The organism is Streptomyces sp. NPDC002130, from assembly GCF_040296465.1.
Lineage (GTDB): Bacteria > Actinomycetota > Actinomycetes > Streptomycetales > Streptomycetaceae > Streptomyces.
The window spans coordinates 1-25,236 of sequence record NZ_JBEOXI010000014.1 but is presented as its reverse complement, the minus strand read 5'-3'; the positions used below and the strand labels follow the sequence as shown (position 1 = coordinate 25,236).

General features: G+C 71.4%; 24 protein-coding genes. 11 read left to right on the top strand and 13 right to left on the bottom strand.

What is annotated here, in order from left to right:
• Nucleotides 1–5 precede the first annotated feature (5 nt).
• Nucleotides 6–605 carry a DUF1003 domain-containing protein gene (locus ABT116_RS04445; RefSeq protein ID WP_351627647.1) on the bottom strand — a complete coding sequence of 200 codons (600 nt, stop codon included), beginning with the start codon at nucleotides 603–605 and terminating at the stop codon, nucleotides 6–8.
• Complete coding sequence (locus ABT116_RS04440) at nucleotides 595–1,878, bottom strand: magnesium transporter MgtE N-terminal domain-containing protein (protein WP_351627644.1); 1,284 nt, start codon at nucleotides 1,876–1,878, stop codon at nucleotides 595–597. The genes ABT116_RS04445 and ABT116_RS04440 overlap by 11 nt, the downstream gene beginning before the upstream one ends.
• Before the next feature lie 225 nt (nucleotides 1,879–2,103).
• On the opposite strand from ABT116_RS04440, the gene ABT116_RS04435 reads away from it, so the two are divergent.
• Complete coding sequence (locus ABT116_RS04435) at nucleotides 2,104–2,859, top strand: hypothetical protein (RefSeq protein ID WP_351627642.1); 756 nt, start codon at nucleotides 2,104–2,106, stop codon at nucleotides 2,857–2,859.
• A gap of 4 nt (nucleotides 2,860–2,863) precedes the next feature.
• Here ABT116_RS04435 and ABT116_RS04430 read toward each other — a convergent pair whose 3' ends face one another.
• Nucleotides 2,864–3,376, bottom strand: coding sequence for a hypothetical protein (locus ABT116_RS04430; protein ID WP_351627639.1), 513 nt, complete (start codon nucleotides 3,374–3,376; stop codon nucleotides 2,864–2,866).
• A 23-nt stretch (nucleotides 3,377–3,399) separates the two neighbouring features.
• Nucleotides 3,400–4,518, bottom strand: coding sequence for a magnesium and cobalt transport protein CorA (locus ABT116_RS04425; protein ID WP_351627637.1), 1,119 nt, complete (start codon nucleotides 4,516–4,518; stop codon nucleotides 3,400–3,402).
• A gap of 457 nt (nucleotides 4,519–4,975) precedes the next feature.
• Here ABT116_RS04425 and ABT116_RS04420 point away from each other — a divergent pair, with 457 nt between their 5' ends.
• On the top strand, nucleotides 4,976–5,560 hold the full coding sequence (locus ABT116_RS04420) for a suppressor of fused domain protein (RefSeq protein ID WP_351627634.1): 585 nt from the start codon (nucleotides 4,976–4,978) through the stop codon (nucleotides 5,558–5,560).
• Between the two features lie 30 nt (nucleotides 5,561–5,590).
• Here ABT116_RS04420 and ABT116_RS04415 read toward each other — a convergent pair whose 3' ends face one another.
• Entirely contained in the window at nucleotides 5,591–6,814 is a 1,224-nt protein-coding gene (locus tag ABT116_RS04415; protein WP_351627632.1) for an MFS transporter, read from the bottom strand.
• 160 nt (nucleotides 6,815–6,974) lie between these two features.
• On the opposite strand from ABT116_RS04415, the gene ABT116_RS04410 reads away from it, so the two are divergent.
• The 3 genes from ABT116_RS04410 to ABT116_RS04400 all read left to right on the top strand — a co-directional run bounded on the left by ABT116_RS04410 (nucleotide 6,975) and on the right by ABT116_RS04400 (nucleotide 9,410).
• Nucleotides 6,975–7,616, top strand: coding sequence for a DUF6758 family protein (locus tag ABT116_RS04410; RefSeq protein ID WP_351627629.1), 642 nt, complete (start codon nucleotides 6,975–6,977; stop codon nucleotides 7,614–7,616).
• Between the two features lie 194 nt (nucleotides 7,617–7,810).
• Nucleotides 7,811–8,671: a PHP domain-containing protein gene (locus tag ABT116_RS04405; RefSeq protein ID WP_351627622.1), complete on the top strand. Its 861-nt coding sequence runs from the start codon at nucleotides 7,811–7,813 to the stop codon at nucleotides 8,669–8,671.
• Nucleotides 8,672–8,804: 133 nt separating this feature from the next.
• Entirely contained in the window at nucleotides 8,805–9,410 is a 606-nt protein-coding gene (locus ABT116_RS04400) for a MarC family protein (RefSeq protein ID WP_351627619.1), read from the top strand.
• A 9-nt stretch (nucleotides 9,411–9,419) separates the two neighbouring features.
• Here the strand turns inward: ABT116_RS04400 and ABT116_RS04395 are convergent, their stop codons facing one another.
• Nucleotides 9,420–11,513: a trypsin-like serine peptidase gene (locus tag ABT116_RS04395; protein ID WP_351627616.1), complete on the bottom strand. Its 2,094-nt coding sequence runs from the start codon at nucleotides 11,511–11,513 to the stop codon at nucleotides 9,420–9,422.
• 133 nt (nucleotides 11,514–11,646) lie between these two features.
• Complete coding sequence (locus tag ABT116_RS04390) at nucleotides 11,647–11,799, bottom strand: DUF8834 family protein (protein ID WP_003992775.1); 153 nt, start codon at nucleotides 11,797–11,799, stop codon at nucleotides 11,647–11,649.
• A gap of 229 nt (nucleotides 11,800–12,028) precedes the next feature.
• Between ABT116_RS04390 and ABT116_RS04385 the strand changes: the two genes are divergently transcribed.
• The gene (locus tag ABT116_RS04385; protein ID WP_351627613.1) at nucleotides 12,029–12,922 is read left to right on the top strand and encodes an NYN domain-containing protein; all 894 of its coding nucleotides are present in this window, start codon (nucleotides 12,029–12,031) and stop codon (nucleotides 12,920–12,922) included.
• Here ABT116_RS04385 and ABT116_RS04380 read toward each other — a convergent pair.
• Nucleotides 12,919–13,818: an alpha/beta fold hydrolase gene (locus tag ABT116_RS04380; RefSeq protein ID WP_351627610.1), complete on the bottom strand. Its 900-nt coding sequence runs from the start codon at nucleotides 13,816–13,818 to the stop codon at nucleotides 12,919–12,921. The two genes, ABT116_RS04385 and ABT116_RS04380, sit on opposite strands and share 4 nt — an antisense overlap.
• A 314-nt stretch (nucleotides 13,819–14,132) precedes the next feature.
• Entirely contained in the window at nucleotides 14,133–16,781 is a 2,649-nt protein-coding gene (locus tag ABT116_RS04375; protein WP_351627608.1) for a DEAD/DEAH box helicase, read from the bottom strand.
• Between the two features lie 475 nt (nucleotides 16,782–17,256).
• Between ABT116_RS04375 and ABT116_RS04370 the strand changes: the two genes are divergently transcribed.
• Nucleotides 17,257–18,006 (top strand): ferritin-like fold-containing protein, encoded by a 750-nt coding sequence (locus ABT116_RS04370; protein ID WP_351627606.1) that lies wholly within the window; start codon nucleotides 17,257–17,259, stop codon nucleotides 18,004–18,006.
• Between the two features lie 127 nt (nucleotides 18,007–18,133).
• Here the strand turns inward: ABT116_RS04370 and ABT116_RS04365 are convergent, their stop codons facing one another.
• From ABT116_RS04365 to ABT116_RS04350, 4 genes are all read right to left on the bottom strand, one after another.
• Nucleotides 18,134–18,403, bottom strand: a complete 270-nt coding sequence (locus ABT116_RS04365; protein WP_351627603.1) for a hypothetical protein — start codon at nucleotides 18,401–18,403, stop codon at nucleotides 18,134–18,136.
• Nucleotides 18,404–18,653: 250 nt separating this feature from the next.
• Nucleotides 18,654–18,881 (bottom strand): DUF3107 domain-containing protein, encoded by a 228-nt coding sequence (locus ABT116_RS04360; protein ID WP_030854792.1) that lies wholly within the window; start codon nucleotides 18,879–18,881, stop codon nucleotides 18,654–18,656.
• A 136-nt stretch (nucleotides 18,882–19,017) separates the two neighbouring features.
• Nucleotides 19,018–19,665 (bottom strand): TetR/AcrR family transcriptional regulator, encoded by a 648-nt coding sequence (locus tag ABT116_RS04355; protein WP_351627601.1) that lies wholly within the window; start codon nucleotides 19,663–19,665, stop codon nucleotides 19,018–19,020.
• A gap of 207 nt (nucleotides 19,666–19,872) precedes the next feature.
• Nucleotides 19,873–20,097, bottom strand: a complete 225-nt coding sequence (locus ABT116_RS04350; RefSeq protein WP_351627599.1) for an Rv3202a family protein — start codon at nucleotides 20,095–20,097, stop codon at nucleotides 19,873–19,875.
• 255 nt (nucleotides 20,098–20,352) lie between these two features.
• Here ABT116_RS04350 and ABT116_RS04345 point away from each other — a divergent pair, with 255 nt between their 5' ends.
• The 4 genes from ABT116_RS04345 (at nucleotide 20,353) to ABT116_RS04330 (ending at nucleotide 25,103) form a co-directional block, all read left to right on the top strand.
• Nucleotides 20,353–21,399 carry an alpha/beta fold hydrolase gene (locus ABT116_RS04345; protein ID WP_351627596.1) on the top strand — a complete coding sequence of 349 codons (1,047 nt, stop codon included), beginning with the start codon at nucleotides 20,353–20,355 and terminating at the stop codon, nucleotides 21,397–21,399.
• Nucleotides 21,400–21,407: 8 nt separating this feature from the next.
• Nucleotides 21,408–23,054 carry a DUF3152 domain-containing protein gene (locus tag ABT116_RS04340; RefSeq protein ID WP_351627594.1) on the top strand — a complete coding sequence of 549 codons (1,647 nt, stop codon included), beginning with the start codon at nucleotides 21,408–21,410 and terminating at the stop codon, nucleotides 23,052–23,054.
• Between the two features lie 68 nt (nucleotides 23,055–23,122).
• On the top strand, nucleotides 23,123–23,215 hold the full coding sequence (locus tag ABT116_RS04335) for an Ms4533A family Cys-rich leader peptide (RefSeq protein WP_351627591.1): 93 nt from the start codon (nucleotides 23,123–23,125) through the stop codon (nucleotides 23,213–23,215).
• Between the two features lie 169 nt (nucleotides 23,216–23,384).
• The gene (locus tag ABT116_RS04330) at nucleotides 23,385–25,103 is read left to right on the top strand and encodes an ABC transporter substrate-binding protein (RefSeq protein ID WP_351627589.1); all 1,719 of its coding nucleotides are present in this window, start codon (nucleotides 23,385–23,387) and stop codon (nucleotides 25,101–25,103) included.
• Nucleotides 25,104–25,236 lie beyond the last annotated feature (133 nt).

The window sequence follows — 25,236 nt, the reverse complement described above, 5'->3', positions numbered from 1 at the left end:
GCGTCTCAGCGGTCGTCTGCGTCACGTCCCCGTGACCGTTCCGCCGGGAATACGACGGGGTCGTGACGGTGGCCGTTCTGCCGTTCCTCCATCTCCTTGACCATGTCCTGCAGCTCCGAGCGGATCCAGTCGCGGGTGGCGACCTCGCCCAGGCCGATGCGCAGGGCGGCGATCTCGCGCGTCAGGTACTCGGTGTCGGCGATCGACCGCTCGTTCTGCTTGCGGTCCTGCTCCAGGTTGACCCGGTCCCGGTCGTCCTGCCGGTTCTGCGCGAGCAGGATCAGCGGGGCGGCGTAGGAGGCCTGGAGGGAGAGCATCAGGGTCAGGAAGATGAACGGGTACTCGTCGAAGCGCAGGTGGCGCGGGGCGAGGCTGTTCCAGACCACCCACAGGATGATGACGACCGTCATCCAGACGATGAACCGCCCGGTGCCCAGGAAGCGCGCGATGCGCTCCGACAGCCGCCCGAAGGCCTCCGGGTCGTATTCGGGCAGGAACCGGCGTCGGCGCGGCAGTGGCTGGTCGAGGCGGGTGGTGCGGGGCCGGGAGGCGGCAGTGGCGCCCGCCGGCGTGCGTTCGCGCGGGCTCTCGCGCTCAGGAACCATCGGTCGCCACCTCCTCGTCCAGGTGGAACTCCGTCTCCCGCCAGTCCTCCGGGAGCATGTGGTCGAGCACGTCGTCCACCGTCACCGCACCCAGCAGCGAGCCGGCCTCGTCGACGACGGGCGCCGCGACCATGTCGTACGTGGCGAAGAACCCGGCGATGGCGGGCAGCTCCGCCTCCGGGTCGAGCGGCTGCAGGTCGGTGTCCAGGATCGAGCTGACCAGGGACGGCGGTGGCTCGCGCAGCAGGCGCTGGAAGTGCACCGTGCCCAGGTACTTGCCGGTCGGGGTCTCGTCCGGGGGTCGGCAGACATAGACCTGGGCGGCCAGGGCGGGGGAGAGATCGGCGTTGCGGACGCGGGCGAGGGCGTCGGCGACGGTGGCGTCCGGGCGCAGCACGATCGGCTCGGTGGTCATCAGACCGCCCGCCGTGCGGTCCTCGTACGACATCAGGCGCCGCATGTCGGCCGCGTCGCCGGGCTGCATCAGGCTCAGCAGCCGCTCCTGCTCGTCCGTCGGCAGCTCTCCCAGCAGGTCGGCCGCGTCGTCCGGGTCCATCGCCTCCAGGACGTCCGCGGCGCGCTCCTCCTTCAGCTTGCCGAGGATCTCGATCTGGTCGTCCTCCGGCAGCTCCTCCAGCACGTCGGCGAGCCGGTCGTCGTCGAGGGCGGCGGCGACCTCGGCCCGGCGCTTGGAGGAGAGGTGGTGCAGGACGTTGGCCAGGTCGGCGGGGCGCAGCTGCTCGAACGTGGCGAGCAGGCTCTCGGCGCCCTGCGCCTGCTCCTCCAGGGAGAACCCGGTGACGGCGGTCCACTCGACGGTCAGCGCCTCGCCCTTGGCACGCCGGAAGGCACCGCCCTTCCTGCCCTTGCGGACGAAGACCCGGTCGATCTCCCACTCCCGGCGGGCCGGCAGCTGATGCACCGACAGGTCCAGGACGGTGACCTCCTCGCCGGTCTCGGTGAGCGTCACGCGCCGGTCCAGCAGCTCCCCGAAGACCAGCCGCTCGGTGGGCCGCTGCTCGAAGCGCCGCACGTTGAGCACGCCGGTGGTGATGATCTGGCCCGACTGGATGGCCGTGACCCGGGTCATCGGCAGGAAGATACGGCGGCGGGTGGCGAGTTCGACGACGAGACCGAGCAGCCTCGGCGGCCGCTGCCCCACCCGCAGCATGACGACCAGATCGCGCACCCGCCCCACCTGGTCACCGGCTGGGTCGAAGACGGCGACACCTTGGAGGTGCGATACGAAGATCCGGGGGGCGCCCGCTGCCATGGCCGCGGCTCCTTTTCGTGCGGGGTGGTTCGTGGTGGCTGTCTGTGTGGCTGCTCTTGTGCCTGTGTCTTCCGAATTGCCCGCTCGGGTGGGCTTCAGGCTAGCCCGTCCTGATCGGTGACGCGTCGGCGGCCGGTCCGGACGGACTGGCTCCGATCCGCCCGCACGACCCCGGTACCCTGCGGTACGCCGTTCAGGTCTCCCGTCAGAGAGGCAGCCCCACCTGTGACTCCGATTCCCCAGAGCCGTGGCCGCCGTGCCGCACTCGCGAGCGCGACGTGCGCCCTGCTCGTGACGGGAACGGTGCTCACCGGCTGCGCGGAGGATCCGAACGAGGGCACCAACGGGGTCGGCAGACTCCCCGCCGCCAAGATCCAGGGCAAGACCCGGTCGGCCGCCGAGTCCGCCGGGGCGGTCCGGGTGCACGGCAACGTCGTCAGCGGCGGGCGGACGTACGCGCTCGACATGCGGCTGAAGGACGGCGGCGGCGACGGTTCGGTCACCAGCAAGGGCGCGACCTTCGAGCTGCTGCGCATCGGCGAGCAGCTCTACGTCAAGGCGGACGCCGAATTCTGGACTCACGGCAGCGGCCAGGGCGGGGGCGGCAAGGCGGACGCGGCGGCGGCCTCCAAGCTCGACGGCAAGTTCGTGAAGGTGCCGCAGGGCGATCCCGCGTACAAGAAGTTCAGCGGTTTCACGGACAAGGCTCTCCTCCTCGACGGTCTGCTGACCCTGCACGGGACGCTCGCCACGGACGGCCACGACGAGGAGAGGGGCGTCCGCACCATCCGCGTCACCGGTGACAAGGGCTCCGGCGGCACCCTGGAGGTCTCCCTGGAGGGCAAGCCGTACCCGCTGCGCCTGGAGCGGGCCGGCGGGGCGGGCACCCTCACGTTCTCCGGCTGGGGCGAGGACTTCTCCCTCAGGAAGCCGGAGAGGAACGAGACGGTGGACTACGGCAAGCAGCTGCCGTCGTCCTAGGCCGTCAGGTCCGTTTGCGCTTCTTCAGCAGCAGGCGGGGCAGCCCCGCCGGGACCGGCCGGCGGGTGATCGCCGGGGACGGCAGGGGAGGCTCGGAGAGCGAGCCGTCGGGCAGGGGTGCCGTCACCCCCGTCGGTTCCAGGCGCAGCACCCGGCACTCGCGGGCCCAGCGGTCGGTCATGGCCTCGCCGTCGGGCGCGTTCAGCCGTTTGCCCTTGAGGTCGGCGACCGCCGCGTCCCACGCCTCCGAGCCCGGGGCGAGCTCCGTGACCCGCGCCGTCCAGGTGGCCAGCCGGCCGCCCTTGTCCTTGCTGCGGACCGTCACCTTCGCCTCGGCGCCATCAGTCAGCCCCGGCAGCGGCTGCTCGCCCGGCCCGTCGCCGACCAGGCACGCGGCACCCTCGTGCCACACGTGCCACAGCGCACGCGCCGGGCCCTGCGGGCCCTGCACCCAGACGAGGCCGGACTTCTTCGTGGCCTCCTCGACGAGGGCCTGGTCGAGCAGCTCGCTTGTCATGGGGCCCAGCCTAACCAGGCCGCTCACAGCCATCCGTTCCGCTTCAGCGTGCGGTGGATGCCGAGGCAGATGACCACCGTGACGCCCATGATCGCCGGATAGCCGTAGCGCCAGTGCAGCTCCGGCATGTGGTCGAAGTTCATGCCGTACACGCCGCACACCATGGTCGGCACGGCGATGATCGCCGCCCACGAGGTGATCTTCCGCATGTCCTCGTTCTGGGCGACGGACGCCTGCGCCAGGTTGGCCTGGAGGATGGAGTTGAGCAGCTCGTCGAAGCCGAGGACCTGCTCCTGCACGCGGGCCAGGTGGTCGGCCACGTCCCGGAAGTACTTCTGGATGTCGGGGTCGATCAGCCGCATCGGCCGCTCGCTCAGCAGCTGCATCGGCCGCAGCAGCGGTGACACGGCCCGCTTGAACTCCAGCACCTCGCGCTTGAGTTGGTAGATCCGGCCGGCGTCCGAACCGCGCGGTGAGCCCTTGCGCCCCGGGGAGAACACCTCGGTCTCCACCTCGTCGATGTCGTCCTGCACCGCGTCGGCGACGGCGATGTACCCGTCGACGACGTGGTCCGCGATGGCGTGCAGCACGGCCGAGGGGCCCTTGGCCAGCAGCTCGGGGTCGTCCTGGAGGCGGTGCCGCAGAGCCCGCAGGGAGCCCTGCCCGCCGTGCCGGACGGTGATGAAGAAGTCCCGTCCGGTGAAGCACATGACCTCGCCGGACTCGACGACCTCGCTGTTGGCGTCGAGCTGGTCGTGCTCGACGTAGTGGATGGTCTTGAAGACCGTGAAGAGCGAGTCGTCGTAGCGCTCCAGCTTGGGCCGCTGGTGGGCCTGGACGGCGTCCTCCACGGCGAGCGGGTGCAGCCCGAACTCACTGGCGATGCCGGAGAATTCGGCCTCGGTCGGCTCGTGCAGGCCGATCCACACGAAACCCCCGTCGCGGCGCGCCAGGCGCACCGCCTCGTGCGGGGTCAGGGCGGTCTCGGTCTCGATGCGGCGGCCGTCGCGGTAGACGGCGCAGTCGACGACGGCCGAGGCGGCCGCGGGGCTGCGGGTGGTGTCGTACGTCCCGCCGTCCTTGCGCAGCGACACACGGGACGGACGGACGACTGCTGCGCGCAGGTCGCGGATCATCGACATGGCGGGCTCCTTCGCGGGCGGGCGACGAAACGCCGGCCGACGACGGCTGGAACTACCCGGAATGGGGACGTAGGGACTACAGATGTTTGGCACGTCCACAAAGCGGGGAGCACCGCACCGTCGCGGTGGTCGGTTTCGTCACTGATTCAGCTACTGAGGCAGATCAGGCAAAGCGAAACGAAGCGCTCTTCCGCGGTGAAGCGAGTGCGAGAGGTGGCAGCCGGAGACAGAAGCAGCTACATCGGCGGCGCGAAGAGCGTGGTGCTACTGCACGGTCGACTTCGATCCATTGCAGCCCCACCTCCTCCGGCCGGTCCCTCGTAAGGGAGTTCCTTCGGCGTCGGGGCTTGATCGCGACGCTTCTGCGTGCTGCCCCGAACCACCGGGCAAGAGTAGCAGCCGACACAACTGTCAAGGTGCTGCTTTGCCCGCTACTGGCGAGTTCTATGCTCGCCGCATGGCAGATGTTCTCCCTCTGGTCGAAGCCCGGTTGCGCAGCGCGCTGGGCGAACCGGACGCGCGCGCGGCGGTCACCTTCCTGGGCACGGACCGCATCGAGGTGCTCCGCTTCCAGGAGGGCGGCATCGTCCGCTACGCCTCGCTCGGCATGTCCGCGCACCCCATGACGGACCCCACGGCGGTGGTCGCCGACCCGGTCAAGGGCCCGCGCGCCGAGCTGGTCCTGTCGGTCCGGGCCGGGATCGCCGACACCGACAAGGTGCTCCGGCCGCTCGCCGTCCTCGCCGCGTCCCCGCAGGTGGAGGGGCTGGTCGTGGCCCCCGGGGCGTCCCTCGACGTCGGTGAGCCGCTGTGGCCGGGAGCTCCCTTCACGTCGGTGCTGGTGGCCGAGCCGGGCGGTCTGATCGAGGACCTGGAGCTCGACGAGCCCCTCGACCCCGTGCGGTTCCTGCCGCTGCTGCCGATGACCCCGAACGAGGCCGCCTGGAAGCGCGTACACGGTGCACAGGCGCTCCAGGAGAAGTGGCTCAACTCGGGGACGGACCTCCGGGATCCGTCCCGGAAGTCCGTCCCGCTGGAGTGAGCAAGCTCACCAACGCCACTCCGCGAAGCGTCAGTTGGCGAACGCGGCGACGCCGTCCTCGGTCGCGTGCTGCGGCTCCGGCTCCTCGGCCTCGTTCGTGAGGGCCTTGCGCCGTACGACGACCACGGCCGCGCCGGCGACGGCGGTGACGGCCGCCACCACGAACGGGATGTGGACGTCGGTCCACTCCTCGATCTTCGGCGCGAAGAACGGGGCGGCCGCCGCCGCGAACCAGCGCACGAAGTTGTAGCCCGCGCTCGCCACCGGCCGGGGCGCGTCCGAGACGCCGAGGGCCAGTTCGGTGTAGACGGTGTTGTTCACGCCGATGAAGGCGCCGGAGAGGATCGTGCAGACGACGGCGGCCGTGTGGGAGCCGTAGCCGAGCACGAGGACGTCGGCCGCGAGCAGCACCAGCGAACCGCCGAGCACCTTCAGCGAACCGAAGCGCTCCTGGAGCCGGGGCGCGACGATCACCGAGAAGACGGCGAGCAGCACGCCCCAGGCGAAGAACACCGCCCCCGACCGGTACGGGCTCATGTTCAGCACGAACGGCGTGAAGGCCAGCACGGTGAAGAACGTGTAGTTGTAGAAGAACGCCGAGACCGCCGCGGAGGCCAGGCCGCCGTGCCCGAGGGCCTTGAGCGGGTCCAGCAGGGAGGTCTTGCTGGCCGGCTTGGGCTGTTCCTTCAGGAACACCGTGATGCACAGGAAGCCGACGGCCATCAGGAACGCGGTGCCGAAGAACGGGTAGCGCCAGCTGGCGTCGCCGAGCAGGGCACCCAGCAGCGGGCCGCAGGCCATGCCGAGGCCGAGGGCCGACTCGTAGAGCAGGATCGCCGCGGCGCTGCCGCCGGCCGCCGCGCCGACGATGACCGCGAGGGCCGTCGAGACGAACAGCGCGTTGCCGAGGCCCCATCCGGCCCGGAACCCGACCAGTTCGCCGACGGATCCGGAGGTGCCCGCGAGCCCGGCGAACAGCACGACGAACGCGAGGCCGAGCAGCAGGGTCTTCTTCCCGCCGATCCGGCTGGAGACGAAGCCGGTCACCAGCATCGCGACGGCCGTGATGAGGAAGTACGAGGTGAAGAGCAGGGAGACCTGGCTCGCCGTGGCGTCGAGGCCCTGGGCGATGGACGGCAGGATCGGGTCGACGAGCCCGATGCCCATGAAGGCCACGACCGACGCCCCGGCGGTCGCCCACACGGACTTGGGCTGCTTCAGGAGTCCGCCCGCTCCGGCATCGAAGGCATCCATGGTGTGCTCCCTTTCCGAGACAGAAGTAGTTGGTATATACACACATTAAGTTAGAGAGGCTAATTAATGCAAGCTACATCTAGTGAGGGTGGTGAAGGGTTCCGTCCGGATGGGTGATCGTCCTTGACGCGGCGGGGCGGGGGTAGGACCGTGGGGCCCTATGAGGGGCGAACCCAGTTGCCCGAAGTGCGGTGGCCGGGTCAGGGCTCCCGGCCTCTTCTCCGACTCCTGGCAATGCGATGTGCACGGCACCGTCCATCCGGTGCAGCCCGTGATACCGCCCAGCGTCGACGCCCTCAACGTCGTGGTGCACCGCACCCGGGTGCCGCTGTGGATGCCCTGGCCGCTGCCGGTGGGGTGGCTGTTCACGGGGGTGGCCTGCGCGGGGGACGACCGAACCGGTGGCCGCGCGACCGCCGTGGCCTGCACGGGCCCCGGGCCGCTCGGCGGAATGGGCGAGCTGATCCTGGTGGCCGAGGAGCTCGGGGTCGGACTCGGGGCGCGCTACGCGGGCATGGACGGTCCCGACCCGGGGCCGCACATGAACGTGGAGAAACCGCCGCAGGCCAAGGTGCTGGCCGCCGGGCGCCCTACGCCGCTGTGGCACGTGGCCGGGGCGCCGGAGGATCGGGCGGTGTTCGCGGGGGAGGCGCTCGGGATGTGGCTGTGGGCCGTGGTGTGGCCCGAGCAGTCCGGGCTGCTGATGTACGACGAACTGGTGCTGGCGGATCTCCGGGAGGCGGGGGCCGAGGTGGAGCTGGTGCCGTGTGGGGCGTTGTCGCCGCGCCTGCTCCAGCCGTAGTGCCTTCGGGGGTGCGGGGTTCGCGTGCGTCGGCGGCTGCGGATTCGTTGTGGCCGGGCGACGCAGTTCCCCGCGCCCCTTGGAGAGCGTTGATGTAGGGGGCGCTTGCCGCGTTCAGGTGTGACATGGGGTGTTGAAAATACGGTTATCCTTGAGCAGCCCTGTTCGTGTCGTCAGTGTCTGGAGCTCGTGTCGTGCGTATCGATCTGCACACCCACTCCACGGCTTCCGACGGCACGGACTCACCCGCCGAGCTGGTGCGGAAAGCCGCTGTGGCCGGGCTCGACGTCGTCGCGCTCACCGATCACGACACCACGCGCGGGCATGCCGAGGCGATCGCCGCGCTGCCCGAGGGCGTCACGCTGGTGACCGGGGCCGAGCTCTCCTGCCGGATCGACGGCATCAGCATGCACATGCTCGCCTACCTCTTCGACGCCGAGGAGCCGGCGCTGCTCGCCGAGCGGGAGCTGGTCCGGGACGACCGGGTGCCGCGCGCCCAGGGCATGATCGCCAAGCTTCAGGAGCTGGGCGTGCCCGTCACCTGGGAACACGTGGCACGGATCGCCGGCGACGGGTCCGTCGGGCGCCCGCACGTGGCGAGCGCGCTCGTCGAGCTGGGTGTCGTGCCGACCGTGAACGACGCCTTCACGCAGGACTGGCTGGCCGACGGCGGCCGGGTCTTCGTGGAGAAGCACGAGACCGACCCCTTCGAGGCCATCCGCCTGATCAAGGGCGCGGGCGGGGTCGCGGTGTTCGCGCACCCCGGGGCGAGCAAGCGGGGGCTCACGGTGCCGGAGGCCGCCATCGCCGAGATGGCCGCGGCCGGGCTGGACGGCGTCGAGGTCGACCACATGGACCACGACGCGGACACGCGGGCGCGACTGCGGGGTCTGGCCAAGGAGCTCGGGCTGCTCGTGACCGGGTCCTCGGACTACCACGGCAGCCGTAAGACCTGCGTGCTCGGGGAGTACACGACGGATCCCGAGGTCTACGGGGAGATCACGCGGCGGGCCTTCGGGGCGTTTCCCGTGCCGGGGGCCGGCGGGGTCGTCTGAGGCTTCTCTCCTGTAGGTCCGTCTCTTTCTTCCCTGCTTCTCTTCCTCTCACCCGGCGCTGCCCGCTGCGCCCAGGCGTTCCGCCCTGCGTGACGCCTGCCCGCAGCAGCAGCCCCCTGCGCAAGGCTCACTCATGTTCGACCTCGCCGTCTTCGGCTCCCTGTTCCTGACCCTCTTCGTCATCATGGATCCCCCGGGGATCACACCGATCTTCCTCGCCCTCACCGCGGGCCGGCCCGGCAAGGTGCAGAAGCGGATGGCCTTCCAGGCCGTCTGCGTCGCCGGTGGTGTGATCACCGTGTTCGGGCTCCTCGGCCACCAGATCCTCGACTACCTGCACGTGTCCGTGCCCGCGCTGATGATCGCGGGTGGCCTGCTGCTTCTCCTGATCGCGCTGGACCTGCTCACCGGCAAGACCGACGAGCCCAAGCAGACCAAGGACGTCAACGTCGCCCTGGTGCCGCTGGGCATGCCGCTGCTGGCCGGGCCCGGGGCGATCGTGTCGGTCATCCTCGCCGTGCAGAAGGCCCACAGCGTCGCCACACAGGTGTCCGTGTGGGCGGCCATCCTCGCCATCCACGTCGTGCTGTGGCTGGTGATGCGGTACTCCCTGGTGATCATCCGGATCATCAAGGACGGCGGTGTGGTCCTGGTGACCCGCCTGGCCGGCATGATGCTCTCGGCGATCGCCGTGCAGCAGATCATCAACGGCGTCACGCAGGTGATCCAGCAGAGCTGAGGGCCCGCTTCAGGCCTGCTGATGCAGGACGCTGCGGATCTCCCGGGCCGGGCCGGGGTGGCCGAGGTACTCCTCGATCTTGTGCGCACGGTCGCGGCCGTTGGAGACGGCCAGTTGGCTGAGCTTTCCCCACCGTTCGTCCTCCAGGGGGCAGCCGATGGCCACCGCGTCGGTGGGGCACCAGACATTCACCCAGTTGCGCACCCGGGGCGGCTGGTGCGGACCGCGGGCGAGGAGCCGGTCGTTGACGCCGTCCAGGCCGAGCGGGCTGCCCGCGGTGACCAGCAGCACGGGGTCGAGGCCGTCGGGGATCCGGGTCAGGAGGTCCATGCCCACGACCGTGCCCAGGCTGTGCGTGACCAGCACCAGCTCGCCGCTGGTCGGCATCGTCTCCATGACGCTGTCCAGCACCGCCTGCCGCACGGCGCTGTCACCGAGGTACAGGTCGACGTCCCGCAGGAACGTGGCGATGGTCCACTCGTCCAGGTCCGACCGGGCGGCGAGCCAGCTCAGCGGCCGGTGCAGTGCCCCGACCAGGCCCGCACCGAAGCCCTCGGTGGCCGCCGGACCGTTCTGCGGCATGCCGGCCCGGGCGGCCGCCTCGTAGAGCAGCCGCTCGTAGGAGCCCGTGGGCGATTCCGCGGCGAAGACCTCGGCCGCAGCGGCGGCGCTCACCTGGTCGAGGCCGATGGTCCCGGCCGTGCTCTCCCTGCCGCTCACGAGGCCGTGCAGTCTCGTGCCGTAGAACGGGAACCACACGTCCTCCGGGTCGAGCGGCGGCAGGGACGCGAGGGTGAGCCCGTGGTTCAGGCCGGCCGTCCAGGAGCGGCGGAGAACCTCCGGGTTCTTCCCCTGCTGGTCCCGGCCGTGCAGGAAGACCAGGTGCCGGCGGCCGCCGAAGGCGGTGCCACGGGCCGGGAGCCCGGCCTGAGGTCCGCGGGGCGCGGCCTCGCTCCCGGTCGTGGGGACCGGCACCGGGGCCGCGGGGGCCGACGGGGTCGTGACGCCCGGCACCGCCGCCGTCCGCAGCGGTGCGCTGGGGGCCGGAGCTGTGGTCATGGCCTGGTCCAGGCCGGCGTCCGGGCCCATCTCGGCCAGCAGGGCGCGCCGCCCCGGGTCGAGGTCCAGCCCGGCCAGGTGCTTGAGGATCGAGCTGATCCGGACGCCCTCGTTGGCGACCCACTCGATGGCGTCGTCGCCGTCGCCCTGCTGCCAGGGCCGGCCGTCCTTGCGCAGGACCCGGCCCTGGTCATCCTTCTTCGGCACGCCGCTGTGGTGCAGCGCCACGACCTCCCACTGGTCGTTGAAGACGGGGGAGCCGGAGTTCCCCGGTTCCGTGTCGGTCCTGTAGTGCACGAAGTCGTCGAGGCGGACCAGCACCGCGTTGTCGCGGAGCGCGATCTCCTTCAGCCGCCCCGAGGGGTGGCCGATGATGTTCACCTTCTCGCCGAGCACCAGCTTGCCGATCTGCACGCTCAGCCGGTTCCAGCCGAAGATCTCGCCCGGCGCGGGGCCGTCCGCGGTGGGCGCCAGGGCCACGAGGGCGAAGTCGAGCCGCCGGTCCGCGGCGAAGAACGTCTGCGGGTCGAGCTCCATCCGGACCACGGTGTCGGGCAGGTTGTCCGCCGTGACCTGGGCGTTGAACTCCGCGAAGCAGGCCCGGGCGAAGCTCTCGTCGGGCAGGACGTGGTGGTTGGTCATCAGCAGCCGCGGTGAGACGAGGAAGCCGGTGCCGTGCGGCAGCTCGCGGCCGTCGCGCCGCAGGGTGATCCGGGCGACCGTGGCCCCGGCCCTGACCCCGCGCGGCAGGAAACTCCAGGCCTGGAGCTCGTTGGACAGGTCGATGATCCGCTCGTTGGCGTCGGGCAGATCCATGGCCTCGCGGTGGATGTCGGCCACCACCGCCGAGGGCGACAGGCCGCCCCGGTCGAGGATCCGGTCGGCGCGGACGGCCAGCGCGTCGGGGGAGTCCGGGAAGCGCACACCGGCCGCCAGCCGGCCCTCGACCCGCTCGCGCTCCGCGGTGGAGTCCTCGTAGCGCCGCGCGGCCTCGGCGGCGGCCTGCTGGAGCAGTTCCTTGTGTGACCGGTCCGTCACCGACATGTCCCACCGTCCTGTTCCGGTCCGCACTGTCCCCCTCAGCCAGTACGCCCTCGACCAGGGAGGTCCGCAACAGCGGAGCCCCCGCACGGCCGATGCCGGCGGGGGCTTTCGAAGTGTGGGAGAGCTGCGCGCGTTATGAGGCCGTGGTCTCGGCCGGGCGGATCCACAGGCGCTGCCCTATGGCGGCGGCCTGCTGAACGATGCGATTGACGGAGGCGGCGTCCACAACGGTCGAGTCCACAGGTGTGCCGTCGACGTCGTCGAGTCGCATGATTTCGAAGCGCAAGGGCTTCTCCCTTCGTCTGGTCATCCTCCTGAGGAGAACTACTTGAGTGGGTGGCCCACCAGGCTGCGGCGCTCGGTGTTCCATATGGGTCAACAGGGCTGCATGGTTCAAACATTCCCTACGCTAAGGAAATTTTTCGAACGGCTAATTACTGAGTCGTAAGAGTGTCGTTACGGGACCGACGGGGACCGGTTGTGTTCGCAGCGTGACCGCCGGGACAATGGAGGCGATGAACGACGACCTCACGGCCCTCAGTGCCCGCATCGACCGCACCAACGAGCTGCTCCAGCGCATGCTCGCCGAGGTGGCGAAGACGCCCTCGACCCACGCGATCTTCGTCGATGCCGGGTATCTGTACGCTGCCGCCGGCCGCCTCGTCGCCGGCACGGAGGACCGCCGCGCCTTCGACGTGGACGCCGAGGGCCTGATCGACGCGCTCATCGACAGGGCCCGCACGATCTTCGCGGACAGCCGGCTGCTGCGGGTCTACTGGTACGACGGCGCCCGGCGCCGCATCCACACGGCCGAACAGCAGACCATCGCGGAACTGCCGGACGTCAAGGTGCGGCTCGGCAACCTCAACGCCAACAACCAGCAGAAGGGCGTCGACTCACTCATCCGCTCCGACCTGGAGTCCCTCGCCCGGCACCGGGCCATCAGCGACGCGGCCCTGCTCGGCGGCGACGAGGACCTCGTCTCGGCGGTGGAGGCGGCCCAGGGGTACGGCGCCCGGGTCCACCTCTGGGGCATCGAGGCGCCGGAGGGCCGCAACCAGGCGGAGCCCCTGCTGTGGGAGGTCGACAGCCAGCGCACCCTCGACCTCGACTTCTTCAAGCCGTACGTCTCCCGCCGCACCGCCCCCGCCCAGGAGACGGCGGCGGAACGGCCCACCCGCGAGAACGTGCGGTTCGTGGGTGCGCAGATCGCGGCGAAATGGCTGGCGGCACGCGGCAGGGACACGCTGGTCGAGCTGCTTCCCGGGCACCCGTACCTGCCGGGCTCGGTCGACCAGGACCTGCTGGTGGAGGCGGAGGGCCTCCTGCAGTACTCGCTGCGCGGCCAGGCGGACCTGCGACGGGCGCTGCGGGACGGCTTCTGGGAGCATCTGCGGACGCAGTACTAGGCCGTCCCGGGAGCCGCCGGGAACCGGCCCCGCCCGAGATCGTCCCAGAAGTCCGCGAGGGCGTGGGCCGTCGGCAGGGGCCGGTCGGCGTTGGGGGAGTGCTCGGCTCCCGTGATGACCGTGCGGTGCGCGTCCAGTCGTTGGGCCATGTCGTCGAGGATCGCCACCGGCCAGGTGTCGTCGTGCGCGCCCGACAGCACATGGAACGGCAGCGGGACCGCGGCGAGTTCGGCCACGCGGTCCGGCTCGGTGCACAACTGGCGCCCGGTCGCGAGCAGTTGGGCAGGGCTGTGGCCCAGCCAGCGGCGGCGCAACTGGTCCTGGTCACCGAGGCCGCGGGCAGGCCCGCCGACCTCCTCCGGCGGCCCCATGGCCTGGATGGCCTCCCACACCTCCGCCATCGACAGCACGGCGAGCGCGTCCCGCAGCAGCTTCACGCGCTGCTGCTGGGAGACGGAGATCTCCGCCGGGCCGGACGAGACCAGGGTGAACGAGACGAAGGGGGAGTGGTCGAGCAGCACGGCCGCACGGGCGATCTGCCCGCCGAGCGAGTGCCCCACGAGGTGCACGGGTTCGCCCAGCGCCTCGGCCTGCGCGAGCACGTCCCGCGCCAGTTCCCGCTGGGCGTAGGCCGACTCGTCGTCCAGGGGCCCGTCCGACTCGTGCTGCCCCCGCCCGTCCACGGCGACGACCCGGTATCCCCGCTCCGCGAGCGGCTCGTGCAGCAGCCTGAAATCCTCCTTGCTCCCGGTGAACCCGGGCAGCATCAGGACGACCCCCCTGACCTCCGCACCCGGCTTCGGCGACGAGTCGACGACGGCGAACTCGCCGCGTGAGGTGCGCAGGGGGTAGGCGCGGGCGCCCGGGGGCGGGGGGAAGGCGGGGTGGCTGCTCACGGGGCGAGGGTAGCGGGTGCGGCCGGCCGCGTGGCCCGGGTGAGACACCGACGGCCCGGCTCCCCTGTGAGGGTGCCGGGCCGTAAGGGTGTGTCGGGCCTTTGTGGGGTCCGTGACGGGTTTGGGGGGTGGGGCGGACGTGTCGCTTGGCTGAGCGCTGACGGCCCGGCTCCTTGGTGGGGGTCGGGCTGTCGTGGAGGGGTGTGTGGGTCCGTGGTGGCGGTGGGTTCGGGGGGTGGGGCGGACGTGTCGCCTGGCTGAACGACGACGGCCCGGCACCCCGTGAGGGTGCCGGGCCGTCGCAGAGGAGCGTGTCAGCCCTCCGTGGGCTCCGCGGCGGCCGTGGCCTTGCGGGTGCGGCGGGCCCTGGGCTTCGGCTCCGCCGCGTCCTCGCCGGCGGCAGCCGTGGCGGCCGTTGCCGTCTTGCGCGTGCGGCGCGGCTCGGTGGCCTCCGGCTCGTGATCCGCCTGCGCGGGGATCCCGGTCGGCTCGGCGGCCTTGCGGGTGCGGCGGCGCGGCTTGGCCTCCGTACCCTCGGCCGTGTCGACCGCGGCCTCGGCCGCTGCGGCGGTCTTCCGCGTCCGGCGCGGCTTGGCCTCGACGGCCTCCGCGTCCGGGGCCGCGGCAGCCGTCTTGCGCGTCCGGCGCGGCTTCGCCTCGGCGACCTCCGCGTCCGGGACGGCAGCGGCGGTCTTCCGCGTCCGGCGCGGCTTGGCCTCGGCGGCCTCCGGCTCCTGGGCCGTCTGGGCCGGGATCTCGGCGACGGCCGGGGCCGGCTCGGCGGCCTTGCGGGTGCGGCGGCGCGGCTTGGCCTCAGCGCCCTCGGCCGTGTCGACGGCTTCCTCCGCCGGAGCGGCGGCCTTGCGGGTGCGACGCGGCTTGGTCTCCGCGACCTCGGAAGTCTCGGCCTCGGCCGTGGCCGCGGTCTCGGCGGTCTTGCGGGTGCGGCGGCGCGGCTTGGCCTCGGCGGCCTCCGCCGTGTCGACGGCGGCTTCGGCCGCAGCCGTCGCCTTGCGCGTACGCCTGGGCTTGGCCTCGGCCGCCTCGACGGCGTCCTCCGCGCCCGGCGCCGCTGCGGCCGTCTTGCGGGTGCGACGTGGCTTCGCCTCGGCCCCCTCGGCCGTGTCGACGCTCGCCTCGGCCTTCGCCGTCTTGCGGGCGCGACGCGGCTTGGTCTCCGCCGGCTCCGGCGTGGACTCGCTGGTCCCCTCGGCTGTGTCGAGCGCCGACTCGGCCGCGGACGCCGCCGTGGCCTTGCGGGTGCGACGGCGCGACTTGGCGGCGGCCTCGGGCTGTGCGGCATCCGCGGCGGCCGGAACCTCGGCGACGACCGCCGGCTCCGTGACCGACGGCGTCACCGCGGCCTCGGTCTCCACCACCGGCGTCTCCGAACGGCGCGTACGGCGCCGACGCGGCTTCGCGGCCGTCTCAGCGGCATCCGTGGCCGTGCCCTCCGCCGTCGCTACGGCGCTCTCCGCCCGCTCGGACGTGGCGGACTCGACCGCCGCGACCGGAGCCGGCTGGGACTGGGCCCCGCCGCGGGTGCGGCGACGGCGGCGCGGGGTGCGCGGCGCCGTCACGGCGTCCGACTCGGCGGCGCCGTCGGTGGCCGTGGTGCCGACGGACTCGGGAGCCCCGTCCATCGAGGCCCCGCCACGGGTACGGCGGCGGCGACGCGGCGTACGCGACGACCGCTCGTGGTCGGCCGAACGGGACTCGTCCCGGTCGGCCCGGCCACCTCGCCCGCCGCGTCCGCGAGGCCCGCGGCCGCCCGGCTCGCCCAGGTCCTCCAGCTCCTCCGCGTCCAGCCCGGCGCGCGTGCGCTCCGAGCGCGGCAGGATGCCCTTCGTGCCCTCGGGGATGCCGAGGTCCGTGTACAGGTGCGGGGACGTGGAGTAGGTCTCCGGCGGGTCGCTGAAGCCCAGGTCCAGCGCCTTGTTGATCAGCTGCCAGCGCGGGATGTCGTCCCAGTCGACGAGCGTGATCGCCGTACCCTTCGCACCCGCGCGGCCGGTCCGGCCGATGCGGTGCAGGTACGTCTTCTCCTCTTCCGGCGACTGGTAGTTGATGACGTGGGTGACGCCCTCGACGTCGATGCCGCGGGCGGCGACGTCGGTGCAGACGAGCACGTCGACCTTGCCGTTGCGGAAGGCGCGAAGAGCTTGCTCGCGAGCGCCCTGGCCGAGGTCACCATGGACCGCGCCGGAGGCGAAGCCGCGCTGCTTGAGCTGGTCGGCCAGGTCGGCCGCGGTGCGCTTGGTGCGGCAGAACACCATGACCAGGCCCCGGCCCTCGGCCTGGAGGATGCGCGCGACCATCTCGGGCTTGTCCATGTTGTGCGCGCGGTAGATGAACTGCTTCGTGTTCGCGACCGTCGCGCCCGCGTCGTCCGGGGAGGTGGCGCTGATGTGCGTGGGCTGCGACATGTAGCGCCGGGCCAGGCCGATGACCGCGCCCGGCATGGTGGCCGAGAACAGCATTGTCTGGCGCCGCACCGGCAGCATGTTGATGATCTTCTCGACGTCGGGCAGGAAGCCCAGGTCGAGCATCTCGTCGGCCTCGTCGAGGACCAGCGACTTGACGTGCTTCAGGTTCAGCTTCTTCTGCCCGGCGAGGTCGAGGAGCCGGCCCGGGGTGCCGACGACCACGTCGACGCCCTTCTTCAGGGCCTCGACCTGGGGCTCGTAGGCCCGGCCGCCGTAGATGGCGAGGACGCGTACGTTGCGCACCTTGCCCGCGGTCAGCAGGTCGTTGGTGACCTGCGTGCACAGCTCGCGCGTGGGGACGACGACGAGCGCCTGCGGGGCCTCGGTGAGGTCCTCGGGCTCGGCGCGCCCGGCCTCGACGTCGGCGGGGACGGTGACGCGCTCCAGGAGCGGGAGACCGAAGCCCAGCGTCTTGCCGGTGCCGGTCTTGGCCTGGCCGATGACGTCCTTGCCCGAGAGGGCGACGGGGAGCGTCATCTCCTGGATGGGGAAGGGGGTGATGATGCCGACGGCTTCAAGGGCTTCGGCGGTCTCGGGGAGGATTCCGAGCTCTCGGAACGTAGTCAGGGTGCTGCCTCTTCTGTGTGGGCGGCGCGAGGCGAGCGCGGGGTCGTGTCAGACCGTGCCGGGGACGTCGGCTGCCTACGGGCGGACCGTAGAGCACGGGACCGCGCCGACGCTCTAGCGCTCGTGCCGCTGAGGGTGTCCCCCTCCGGGTCTCGTACGCACTGTGGCGGACGGCCGGGGAGGGCTGTCGGGTCGGAGCCGATCGGGCCACCGACCGGGCATCCTCATACGTGCGGCCTGTCGAGGTACGTCGACGTACCAGCAGGCGCATTACCACCATACCCCGGAATCGCGCACATGCGATGGCCGATTCGGTCACGTAGTCGTCGTCACAGTGATTGACCAGGGCCTTACGCCCCCCGGCGGGCGGGCTATTGTGCGCTTCATGACGAGCTCTGACAAGCCTGAGAACGCCTCGGACACCGCCGCCGCCGAACCCACCTCAGTCGCCGCCCGGGACTGGGCGACGGCCTCCGCCGACCCGCAGTACCGTGCCGCGGTCGTGGATCTGCTCGGTGCGCTCGCCTACGGGGAACTGGCGGCGTTCGAGCGGCTCGCGGAGGACGCCAAACTGGCGCCGACACTGGCGGACAAGGCGGAGCTGGCGAAGATGGCGTCGGCGGAGTTCCACCACTTCGAGAGGCTGCGCGACCGGCTCGCCGAGATCGGGGAGGAGCCGACGAGCGCGATGGAGCCGTTCGTGGCCGCGTACGACGGTTTCCACAAGCAGACGGCCCCCTCCGACTGGCTGGAGGGCCTCGTCAAGGCCTACGTCGGCGACTCCATCGCCAGCGACTTCTACCGGGAGGTCGCGGCCCGGCTGGACTCCGACTCCCGCAACCTGGTGCTGGCCGTGCTCGACGACACGGGGCACGGCGGGTTCGCCGTGGAGAAGGTGCGGGCCGCGATCGACGCCGACCCGCGCGTGGGCGGGCGGCTCGCGCTGTGGGCGCGGCGGCTGATGGGCGAGGCGCTGTCGCAGTCCCAGCGGGTGGTCGCCGACCGGGACGCGCTGTCGACCATGCTGGTGGGCGGTGTCGCGGACGGCTTCGACCTCGCCGAGGTCGGCAAGATGTTCTCCCGGATCACCGAGGCCCACACCAAGCGGATGGCCGCACTGGGGCTGGCCGCCTAGTCCCTGTCTTCTGCCGTGGGTCGGCTGTGGGGCGCGGCGCCTTCACCTTCAGCCGGCCCCGGCCGGACGGCGCCCAGCCGTCCTTCGGCCGGTCCGCGTCCTCACAAGCGCCACCATCGGCGACCCGTCACGCGGTCGCCGACCGGCGGCGCAGTCTTCCCGAGGGGCGCAGCAGCAGCGACAGCGAGGCCACCGAGACGATCACCGCGCCGAGCAGGACGAGCAGTACGTGTCCGGCGTCCAGTGCGCTGTGCATGACGAAGGCCCCGAAGAGCGCGCCGGCGACTCCGGTCGACAGCACCATGGAGCGGGCCGGGAGACGGTGCGGCAGTCGGTGTGCGGCCGCCCACGCCAGAGCCAGGCCGAGGATCGCGGAGCTCAGCGCTTCCAGGAGCATGTCGGGGTCCCTCCCACACGGCCGGCCTGCCCAAATCGGTCGTAGCCCGTCTTACCCCTGACCTGCGGAATCCAATCCACCCCTGTGGGCGACTTGTGCTCCATCCGTGAAGGAACCGGTGCGCCGCAAGGGGAGCCGAGGGCTACGCGGGAGGAGTGTCCGAGGAAGAGCGCCGCAAACGGGGCGGGTCGGCAGCAACGCAAGCGGGGCGGGTCGGCCGAAGCCGTCCCGCCCCGCTCCACGCGTGCGCCTACAGTGCGCCGAAGCCCACCTTGCGCGGGGCCGGCTCACCGATCTCGACGTAGGCGAGACGGTCGGCCGGGACGAGGAGCTTGCGGCCGTGCTCGTCCACGAGGCTCAGCAGCTGCGACTTCCCGGCCAGTGCCTCGGCGACCACGCGCTCGACCTCCTCGGCGGTCTGACCGCTCTCCAGAACGATCTCGCGGGGCGCGTGCTGCACGCCGATCTTGACCTCCACGGCTATGTCCCTCCGACGGTCAGTGATGTGCGCGACCTTCCGCGCCGTACGCAGCACACATTAGCCCGGTGAGGGGACCTGCATGCTCCGCCCGAGAACGCCACGAGCGAACATCGGGCGGGAACAAAGGCGCCCGTCAGTGCTGCGGCTGGTCCATGCCGTGCAGCGGGAAGCCCGCGATACCGCGCCATGCCAGCGAGGTGAGCAGCTGCACGGCCTGGTCGCGCGGCACGCTGCGGTCGCTGTGCAGCCAGGACCGCGCCACCACCTGGGCGAGGCCGCCCATGCCCGAGGCGAGCAGCATCGACTCCGCGCGCGACAGGCCGGTGTCCTCGGCGATGACGTCGCAGATCGCCTCCGCGCACTCGTTCGTGACCTTGTCGACGCGCTCGCGCACGGCGGGCTCGTTCGTCAGGTCCGACTCGAAGACCAGGCGGAAGGCACCGCCGTCGTCCTCGACGTAGGCGAAGTAGGCGTCCATCGTCGCCCGTACGCGCTGCTTGTTGTCGGTCGTCGACGCCAGCGCGTTCCGTACGGCCTGGATGAGCGACTCGCAGTGCTGGTCCAGCAGCGCGAGATAGAGGTCGAGCTTGCCCGGGAAGTGCTGGTAGAGCACCGGCTTGCTGACGCCGGCACGCTCCGCGATGTCGTCCATCGCGGCCGCGTGGTAGCCCTGGGCCACGAAGACCTCCTGGGCGGCACCCAGGAGCTGGTTCCGTCGGGCACGGCGCGGCAGGCGTGTGCCCCGCGGGCGAACCGCCTCTGTCTGCTCGATGGCTGTCACGCCGCCTCCCATGTTCGTCCATGTGCGGATCTGGCCGCGTCGCCATCGTACTTTTCGGTAACCGTGGTGTGCGCGGTGAGAGCGCAGAATTTCACGGACCGGACGGATGCGAAAGCGGTTGCGAAGGTTTCAAACAGGGTCAGAGCGGGCAAAAAGCTGCCCCTTTCCTGTTCTGTGGCGCGGTTCGCCGCCCGTCGGCGGCGAGTGTCACCGGTAGTCGTCCTCGTCGAGCGAGACGATCCGGGCCTGCTCCACCAGGTCCGCCTCGTTGGCGCGGTCCGGGTCGACGGCGGTCAGCGGGTCGTCGCGGTCCGGCGCGATGTCCGCCTGCTGCTCGACCGCGTCGACCTCGGGCGCTTCGACGTCCAACTCCCGCGCCTCCGGCGCGTCCTCGACCTCGAACGTCTCCGGGTCGGTCGGGTCTACGGCCATGCTGGGCTCCCTTCCTACGAACGTCCCTGGGAATGCAGGGGCCACACGCGGGTGCCCTCTGTACGAGCCTAGGAGACACCCGATCCGGACGCTATGCGATCCGCGTCCGGGACGTGACGCGGTGATGCTCCCGTCGACCGCTGCCCTTCCGTCCCCGGGTGCCTGCTCTTCCGCGTCCTCAACTGGCCGAATCCTGTGACGCCGAACACAGGCGAACACATGAGTCACTGCGTGATCGTCTCGTAACATTGCCGCATGTCTTCGACCGAGCTGCCGTTCGTGCCGCCCGCCAATGTGCTGCCCAAGGTGGGGACCGTCCGGGTCGCGGAGGGTGAGCGGCTGAGGTCGGTCGAGCTGCCCGGCGTGACGCTCACCATCCGGTCGAGGCCTCCGGCGCGCGAGGGGCTGCCTCCCGCCCTGTTCGTGCACGGGCTCGGCGGTTCCTCGCAGAACTGGTCGGCGCTGATGGCCCTGCTGGACGACTCCGTCGACGGCGAGGCCCTCGACCTGCCCGGCTTCGGCGACTCCCCGCCACCGGACGACGGCGACTACTCCGTCACGGGGCACGCGCGCGCGGTCATCCGCTGCCTCGACGCCTCCGGGCGCGGCCCCGTGCACCTGTTCGGGAACTCGCTCGGCGGCGCCATCGCCACCCGTGTCGCCGCGGTTCGACCCGATTTGGTCCGTACGCTGACGCTTGTGTCGCCCGCTCTGCCGGAAATCCGCGTGCAGCGCACCGCCGTGCCCACGGGGCTGCTGGCGGTGCCCGGTGTCGCCCTGCTCTTCACCCGGATCACCCGGGAGTGGACGGCGGAGCAGCGGGTCCGCGGCGTGATGGCGCTGTGTTACGGGGACCCCGGGCGGGTGACGCCGGAAGGTTTCCGCAACGCCGTGCAGGAGATGGAGCGGCGGCTGCGGTTGCCGTACTTCTGGGACGCGATGGCGCGCTCCGCGCGCGGGATCGTCAACGCCTACACGCTCGGCGGCCAGCAGGGGCTGTGGCGCCAGGCGGAACGAGTCCTCGCGCCCACCCTGCTCGTCTACGGCGGCCGCGACCAGCTCGTCGGCTTCCGCATGGCCCAGAAGGCGGCCCGGGCCTTCCGGGACTCGCGGATGGTGACGTTGCCCGATGCGGGCCATGTGGCGATGATGGAGTACCCGGAGACGGTGGCCATGGCATTTCGTGAACTGCTCGAAGACTCGGGCGATTTGGGCGCACGGCGGGCCGGGCGGGCCGGCCGGCCGGATGCCGGGGGCGCCGCCCTCGACGGAGCGGGCACCGACGAGAGCATGGGGGGCTGAGGCGCGACGTGGGACGCCACAGCCGCCGCGGACCGGTCGTCAAGGACGACGGCGCGGACACGACCGCAGCACGGGACGGCCGGACCGGTGCCGCACAGGGGCAGAGGCCGGGCCAGGGCCACGCGCCGGACGCCGGCCGGGGAGCCAGGACCGCACAGCCCGGCGCCCCGCAGGGCGGCGGGCCGTCGCAGGGCCCGCGCAGGGTGCCGGGGCCGAGGCCCGCGCCGACGGACGGGACGCGGCCGCACGGCACCCCGCCGCACGGCATGCCACGCCTGCCCGACGGCTGGCACCCGGACGGCACACCGGCCCAGGGCGTCCCACGCCTGCCCGACGGCACTCCGGTACGCGGAGTACCCCGCCTTGCCGAGGGGACTCCCTCCCGTGGCGTTCCGGGGCGGGCGGACGGGACTCCGGCGCACGGTGTTCCGCGGTTGCCCGACGGGACCCCGGCGCGGGGTGTGCCGAGGCGGGCTGACGGGGCTCCGGCGCAGGGCCTTCCCCGGTTGCCGGACGGCACCCCCGCACACGGCTTCCCGCGAGCGCGCGGCGGGCATCCCGAGCAGCGGGAAGCCGGGGGCGGCTGGGGTGAGTTGAGGGCGAACGGCGGGGGGTCCGCCGGTGCCGGTGTACCCATACCGCGGCAGCGCCGGGCATCCGTGCCCGGGCCGCGGCAGGACTACATCGACGCCTTCGTCGACGAGGAGGACGACGTTTTCGCGCCCCGTACGCCCGCCTCCGCGCACGCCGCGGACGCCTACGCCTCCGTCACGGACTGGAACGTCGGCAGCCCCGCCGACTCCGGGTCCGGTCATGACGACGCGGGGCCCACCGGCACGCCCGCGCCGGGCAGGGGCGGCAAGGGCCGTACCTTCACCGGCATCGCGGCCGCGGCCGTCACCACCGTGCTGGCCGTGATCGTCGCCGGGCAGGTCGCCGACGACCATGGCGCCGCCGGCGTGCAGTCGCAGTCCGCCACCGACCAGGCCCGTGACGTCAGGGACTCCGCCTCCCGCGCGGACGGCCGGGCGCCCGCCCCTGCAGCCGTGCCGCTGACGTACGACGAGAAGATGAGCAGGACGTATCCGCTCGGCGCCACCCTCAAGGGCTCCGGGAGGTTCGACGCCGTCCCCGGCATCGCCGACGCGCCGGGTGCCGGGCAGAAGTTCACCTACCGCGTGGACGTGGAGCAGGGCCTCGGACTCGACGGCGCGCTCTTCGCGGAGGCCGTGCAGAAAACCCTCAACGACCAGCGCAGCTGGGCCCACAACGGCGCGCGCACCTTCGAGCGGATCTACTCCGGCAAGCCCGACTTCGTGATCACCCTCGCCAGCCCCGGCACCACCGCCGACTGGTGTGCCAAGTCCGGCCTGGACACCACCCAGGACAACGTCTCCTGCGACTCGGCAGCGACCGAGCGCGTGATGATCAACGCCTACCGGTGGGCGCAGGGCTCGGAGACCTACGGCGCCAGCAAGATCCACGCCTATCGGCAGATGCTGATCAACCACGAGGTCGGCCACCGCCTCGGCTTCAATCACGTCACCTGCGACAAGGACGGCGACCTGGCCCCGGTCATGCAGCAGCAGACCAAGTTCCTCGACCACGACGGCATCCACTGCCGACCCAACGCCTGGGCGTACCCGGGGAGTTGACTGGCGCGCCACGGGATGTGGCACGGCTCGCGTTGACATGCGCGCACTGATCGTTCATATTTCTGGGCATGTCGCCCCGTCACGTCTCCGTCTGCGCAGCCATCGAGCTGGCGCTCATCGGCGTGACCCCGCTCTGCGTGTCCGACATTCACTGTTGCTGACGCCCGCCCCCGGCGCGCGTCGCTCACTTTCCCCGTGACTTTGTCGCGGCTTTTCCGACGGCTCGGCGCCGGGCAGACGTCTGTCTTCTTTCGTCTCACCCTTCGTCTTTTCGTCTCGCGATACGAGAACTCGTGATCCGGGACTCCTTTCCGAGAGGTCGTCATTCCGATGCGCCAACCGTCCGTCACAGCGCGCCGCGTGGCCGCGGCATCCGTCAGCCTGGTCCTGGCAGCGGGTGCCGCCGCCTGTGGGCCGAAGGACAACGATGCCAAGGGCGCCGGTGGTGACTCCACGCCTCACAAGGGCGGCACGCTCACCGTGCTGAACGCCAACCCGCAGCAGGACTTCGACCCGGCCCGCCTCTACACCTCCGGCGGCGGCAACGTCCCGTCCCTGGTCTTCCGTACGCTCACCACCCGCAACCGCGAGAACGGCGCCGCCGGCGCGAAGGTCGTCCCCGACCTCGCCACCGACACCGGGCGTCCCAGCAAGGACGCGACCGTGTGGACGTACACCCTGAAGAAGGGCCTGAAGTACGAGGACGGAACCCCGATCACCTCGGCCGACATCAAGTACGGCATCGAGCGCTCCTTCGCCCCCGAGCTGTCCGGCGGCGCCCCCTACCTGCGGGACTGGCTGGTCGGCGCGGCCGACTACCAGGGCCCGTACAAGGACAAGAAGGGCCTCGACGCGATCGAGACGCCGGACGAGCGGACCATCGTCTTCCACCTGAACAAGCCCGAGGGCGAGTTCCCGTACCTCGCCACGCAGACGCAGTTCGCGCCCGTCCCGAAGAGCAAGGACACGGGCACCAAGTACGAGGAGCACCCGGTCTCCTCCGGGCCGTACAAGGTCGTGCGGAACGAGAACGACGGTGAGCGGCTGACGCTGGAGCGCAATCCGCACTGGTCCGCCGCGACCGACGCCGAACGCAAGGCCTACCCGGACAAGATCGACGTGCGGTCCGGCCTCGACTCGTCCGTGATCAACCAGCGGCTGTCCGCGTCCCAGGGAGCGGACGCCGCCGCGGTCACCACGGACACCAACCTCGGCCCGGCCGAACTGGCCAAGGTCACCGGCGACAAGGAACTCGCCGCCCGCGTCGGCACCGGGCACTTCGGCTACACCAACTACATAGCGTTCAACCCGACCGTCAAGCCGTTCGACGACCCCAAGGTGCGGCAGGCCATCTCGTACGCCATCGACCGGTCGTCCGTGGTGAACGCCGCTGGCGGGTCCGCGCTGGCCGAGCCCGCCACCACCTTCCTGCCGGACCAGAAGTCCTTCGGCTACACGCCGTACGACCTCTTCCCGGCGGGCAAGGCCGGCGACCCGGCCAAGGCCAGGGAACTGCTGAGGCAGGCCGGTCACGCGAACGGCCTCACCGTCACGCTGACGCACTCCAACGCCAAGGACTTCGAGACCAGCCCCGAGATCGCGACCGCCATCCAGGACGCGCTCAAGAAGGCCGGCATCACGGTCAAGCTGCAGGGCCTGGAGGAGAACGACTACTCCGACAAGATCCACAACGTGAAGTCCGAGCCCGGTTTCTTCCTCGCCCACTGGGGTGCCGACTGGCCCTCCGGCGGGCCGTTCCTCGCCCCGATCTTCGACGGCCGCCAGATCGTCAAGGACGGTGCGAACTTCAACACGGGCCTGCTGAACGACAAGTCGGTCAATGCCGAGATCGACGCGATCAACAAGTTGACGGATCTTGACCAGGCCGCCAAGAGGTGGGGTGCACTGGACAAGAAGATCGGCGAGAAGGCGCTGACCGTGCCGCTGTTCCACCCCGTCTACAAGCGACTGGTCGGCAAGGACGTCAAGAACGTCGTGATCAGCGACTGGACCGGCGTGCTGGACATCTCCCAGGTCGCGGTGAAGTGACGCCGTGAGTGAGGCACTTCTCGCCACCGAGGCGGCCGGGCGTTCCGGCGCCGGTTCCCGCTCGGCGTGTTCCTGCTCACCCTGCCCATCGCGCTGATGCAGGACGTCGCCGTCGCTGTGCTCGCGGCGTTGT

Excerpts from the sequence above, each read along its gene's own strand:
- ABT116_RS04370 (WP_351627606.1), top strand. The coding sequence starts at position 17,257 with ATGACGAGCTCTGACAAGCCTGAGAACGCCTCGGACACCGCCGCCGCC.
- ABT116_RS04425 (WP_351627637.1), bottom strand. The coding sequence starts at position 4,518 with ATGTCGATGATCCGCGACCTGCGCGCAGCAGTCGTCCGTCCGTCCCGT.
- ABT116_RS04330 (WP_351627589.1), top strand. The coding sequence starts at position 23,385 with ATGCGCCAACCGTCCGTCACAGCGCGCCGCGTGGCCGCGGCATCCGTC.
- ABT116_RS04430 (WP_351627639.1), bottom strand. The coding sequence starts at position 3,376 with ATGACAAGCGAGCTGCTCGACCAGGCCCTCGTCGAGGAGGCCACGAAG.
- ABT116_RS04400 (WP_351627619.1), top strand. The coding sequence starts at position 8,805 with ATGTTCGACCTCGCCGTCTTCGGCTCCCTGTTCCTGACCCTCTTCGTC.
- ABT116_RS04395 (WP_351627616.1), bottom strand. The coding sequence starts at position 11,513 with ATGTCGGTGACGGACCGGTCACACAAGGAACTGCTCCAGCAGGCCGCC.
- ABT116_RS04345 (WP_351627596.1), top strand. The coding sequence starts at position 20,353 with ATGTCTTCGACCGAGCTGCCGTTCGTGCCGCCCGCCAATGTGCTGCCC.
- ABT116_RS04420 (WP_351627634.1), top strand. The coding sequence starts at position 4,976 with ATGGCAGATGTTCTCCCTCTGGTCGAAGCCCGGTTGCGCAGCGCGCTG.
- ABT116_RS04410 (WP_351627629.1), top strand. The coding sequence starts at position 6,975 with ATGAGGGGCGAACCCAGTTGCCCGAAGTGCGGTGGCCGGGTCAGGGCT.
- ABT116_RS04385 (WP_351627613.1), top strand. The coding sequence starts at position 12,029 with ATGAACGACGACCTCACGGCCCTCAGTGCCCGCATCGACCGCACCAAC.
- ABT116_RS04365 (WP_351627603.1), bottom strand. The coding sequence starts at position 18,403 with ATGCTCCTGGAAGCGCTGAGCTCCGCGATCCTCGGCCTGGCTCTGGCG.
- ABT116_RS04440 (WP_351627644.1), bottom strand. The coding sequence starts at position 1,878 with ATGGCAGCGGGCGCCCCCCGGATCTTCGTATCGCACCTCCAAGGTGTC.
- ABT116_RS04375 (WP_351627608.1), bottom strand. The coding sequence starts at position 16,781 with ATGACGCTCCCCGTCGCCCTCTCGGGCAAGGACGTCATCGGCCAGGCC.
- ABT116_RS04415 (WP_351627632.1), bottom strand. The coding sequence starts at position 6,814 with ATGGATGCCTTCGATGCCGGAGCGGGCGGACTCCTGAAGCAGCCCAAG.
- ABT116_RS04445 (WP_351627647.1), bottom strand. The coding sequence starts at position 605 with ATGGTTCCTGAGCGCGAGAGCCCGCGCGAACGCACGCCGGCGGGCGCC.
- ABT116_RS04350 (WP_351627599.1), bottom strand. The coding sequence starts at position 20,097 with ATGGCCGTAGACCCGACCGACCCGGAGACGTTCGAGGTCGAGGACGCG.
- ABT116_RS04335 (WP_351627591.1), top strand. The coding sequence starts at position 23,123 with ATGTCGCCCCGTCACGTCTCCGTCTGCGCAGCCATCGAGCTGGCGCTC.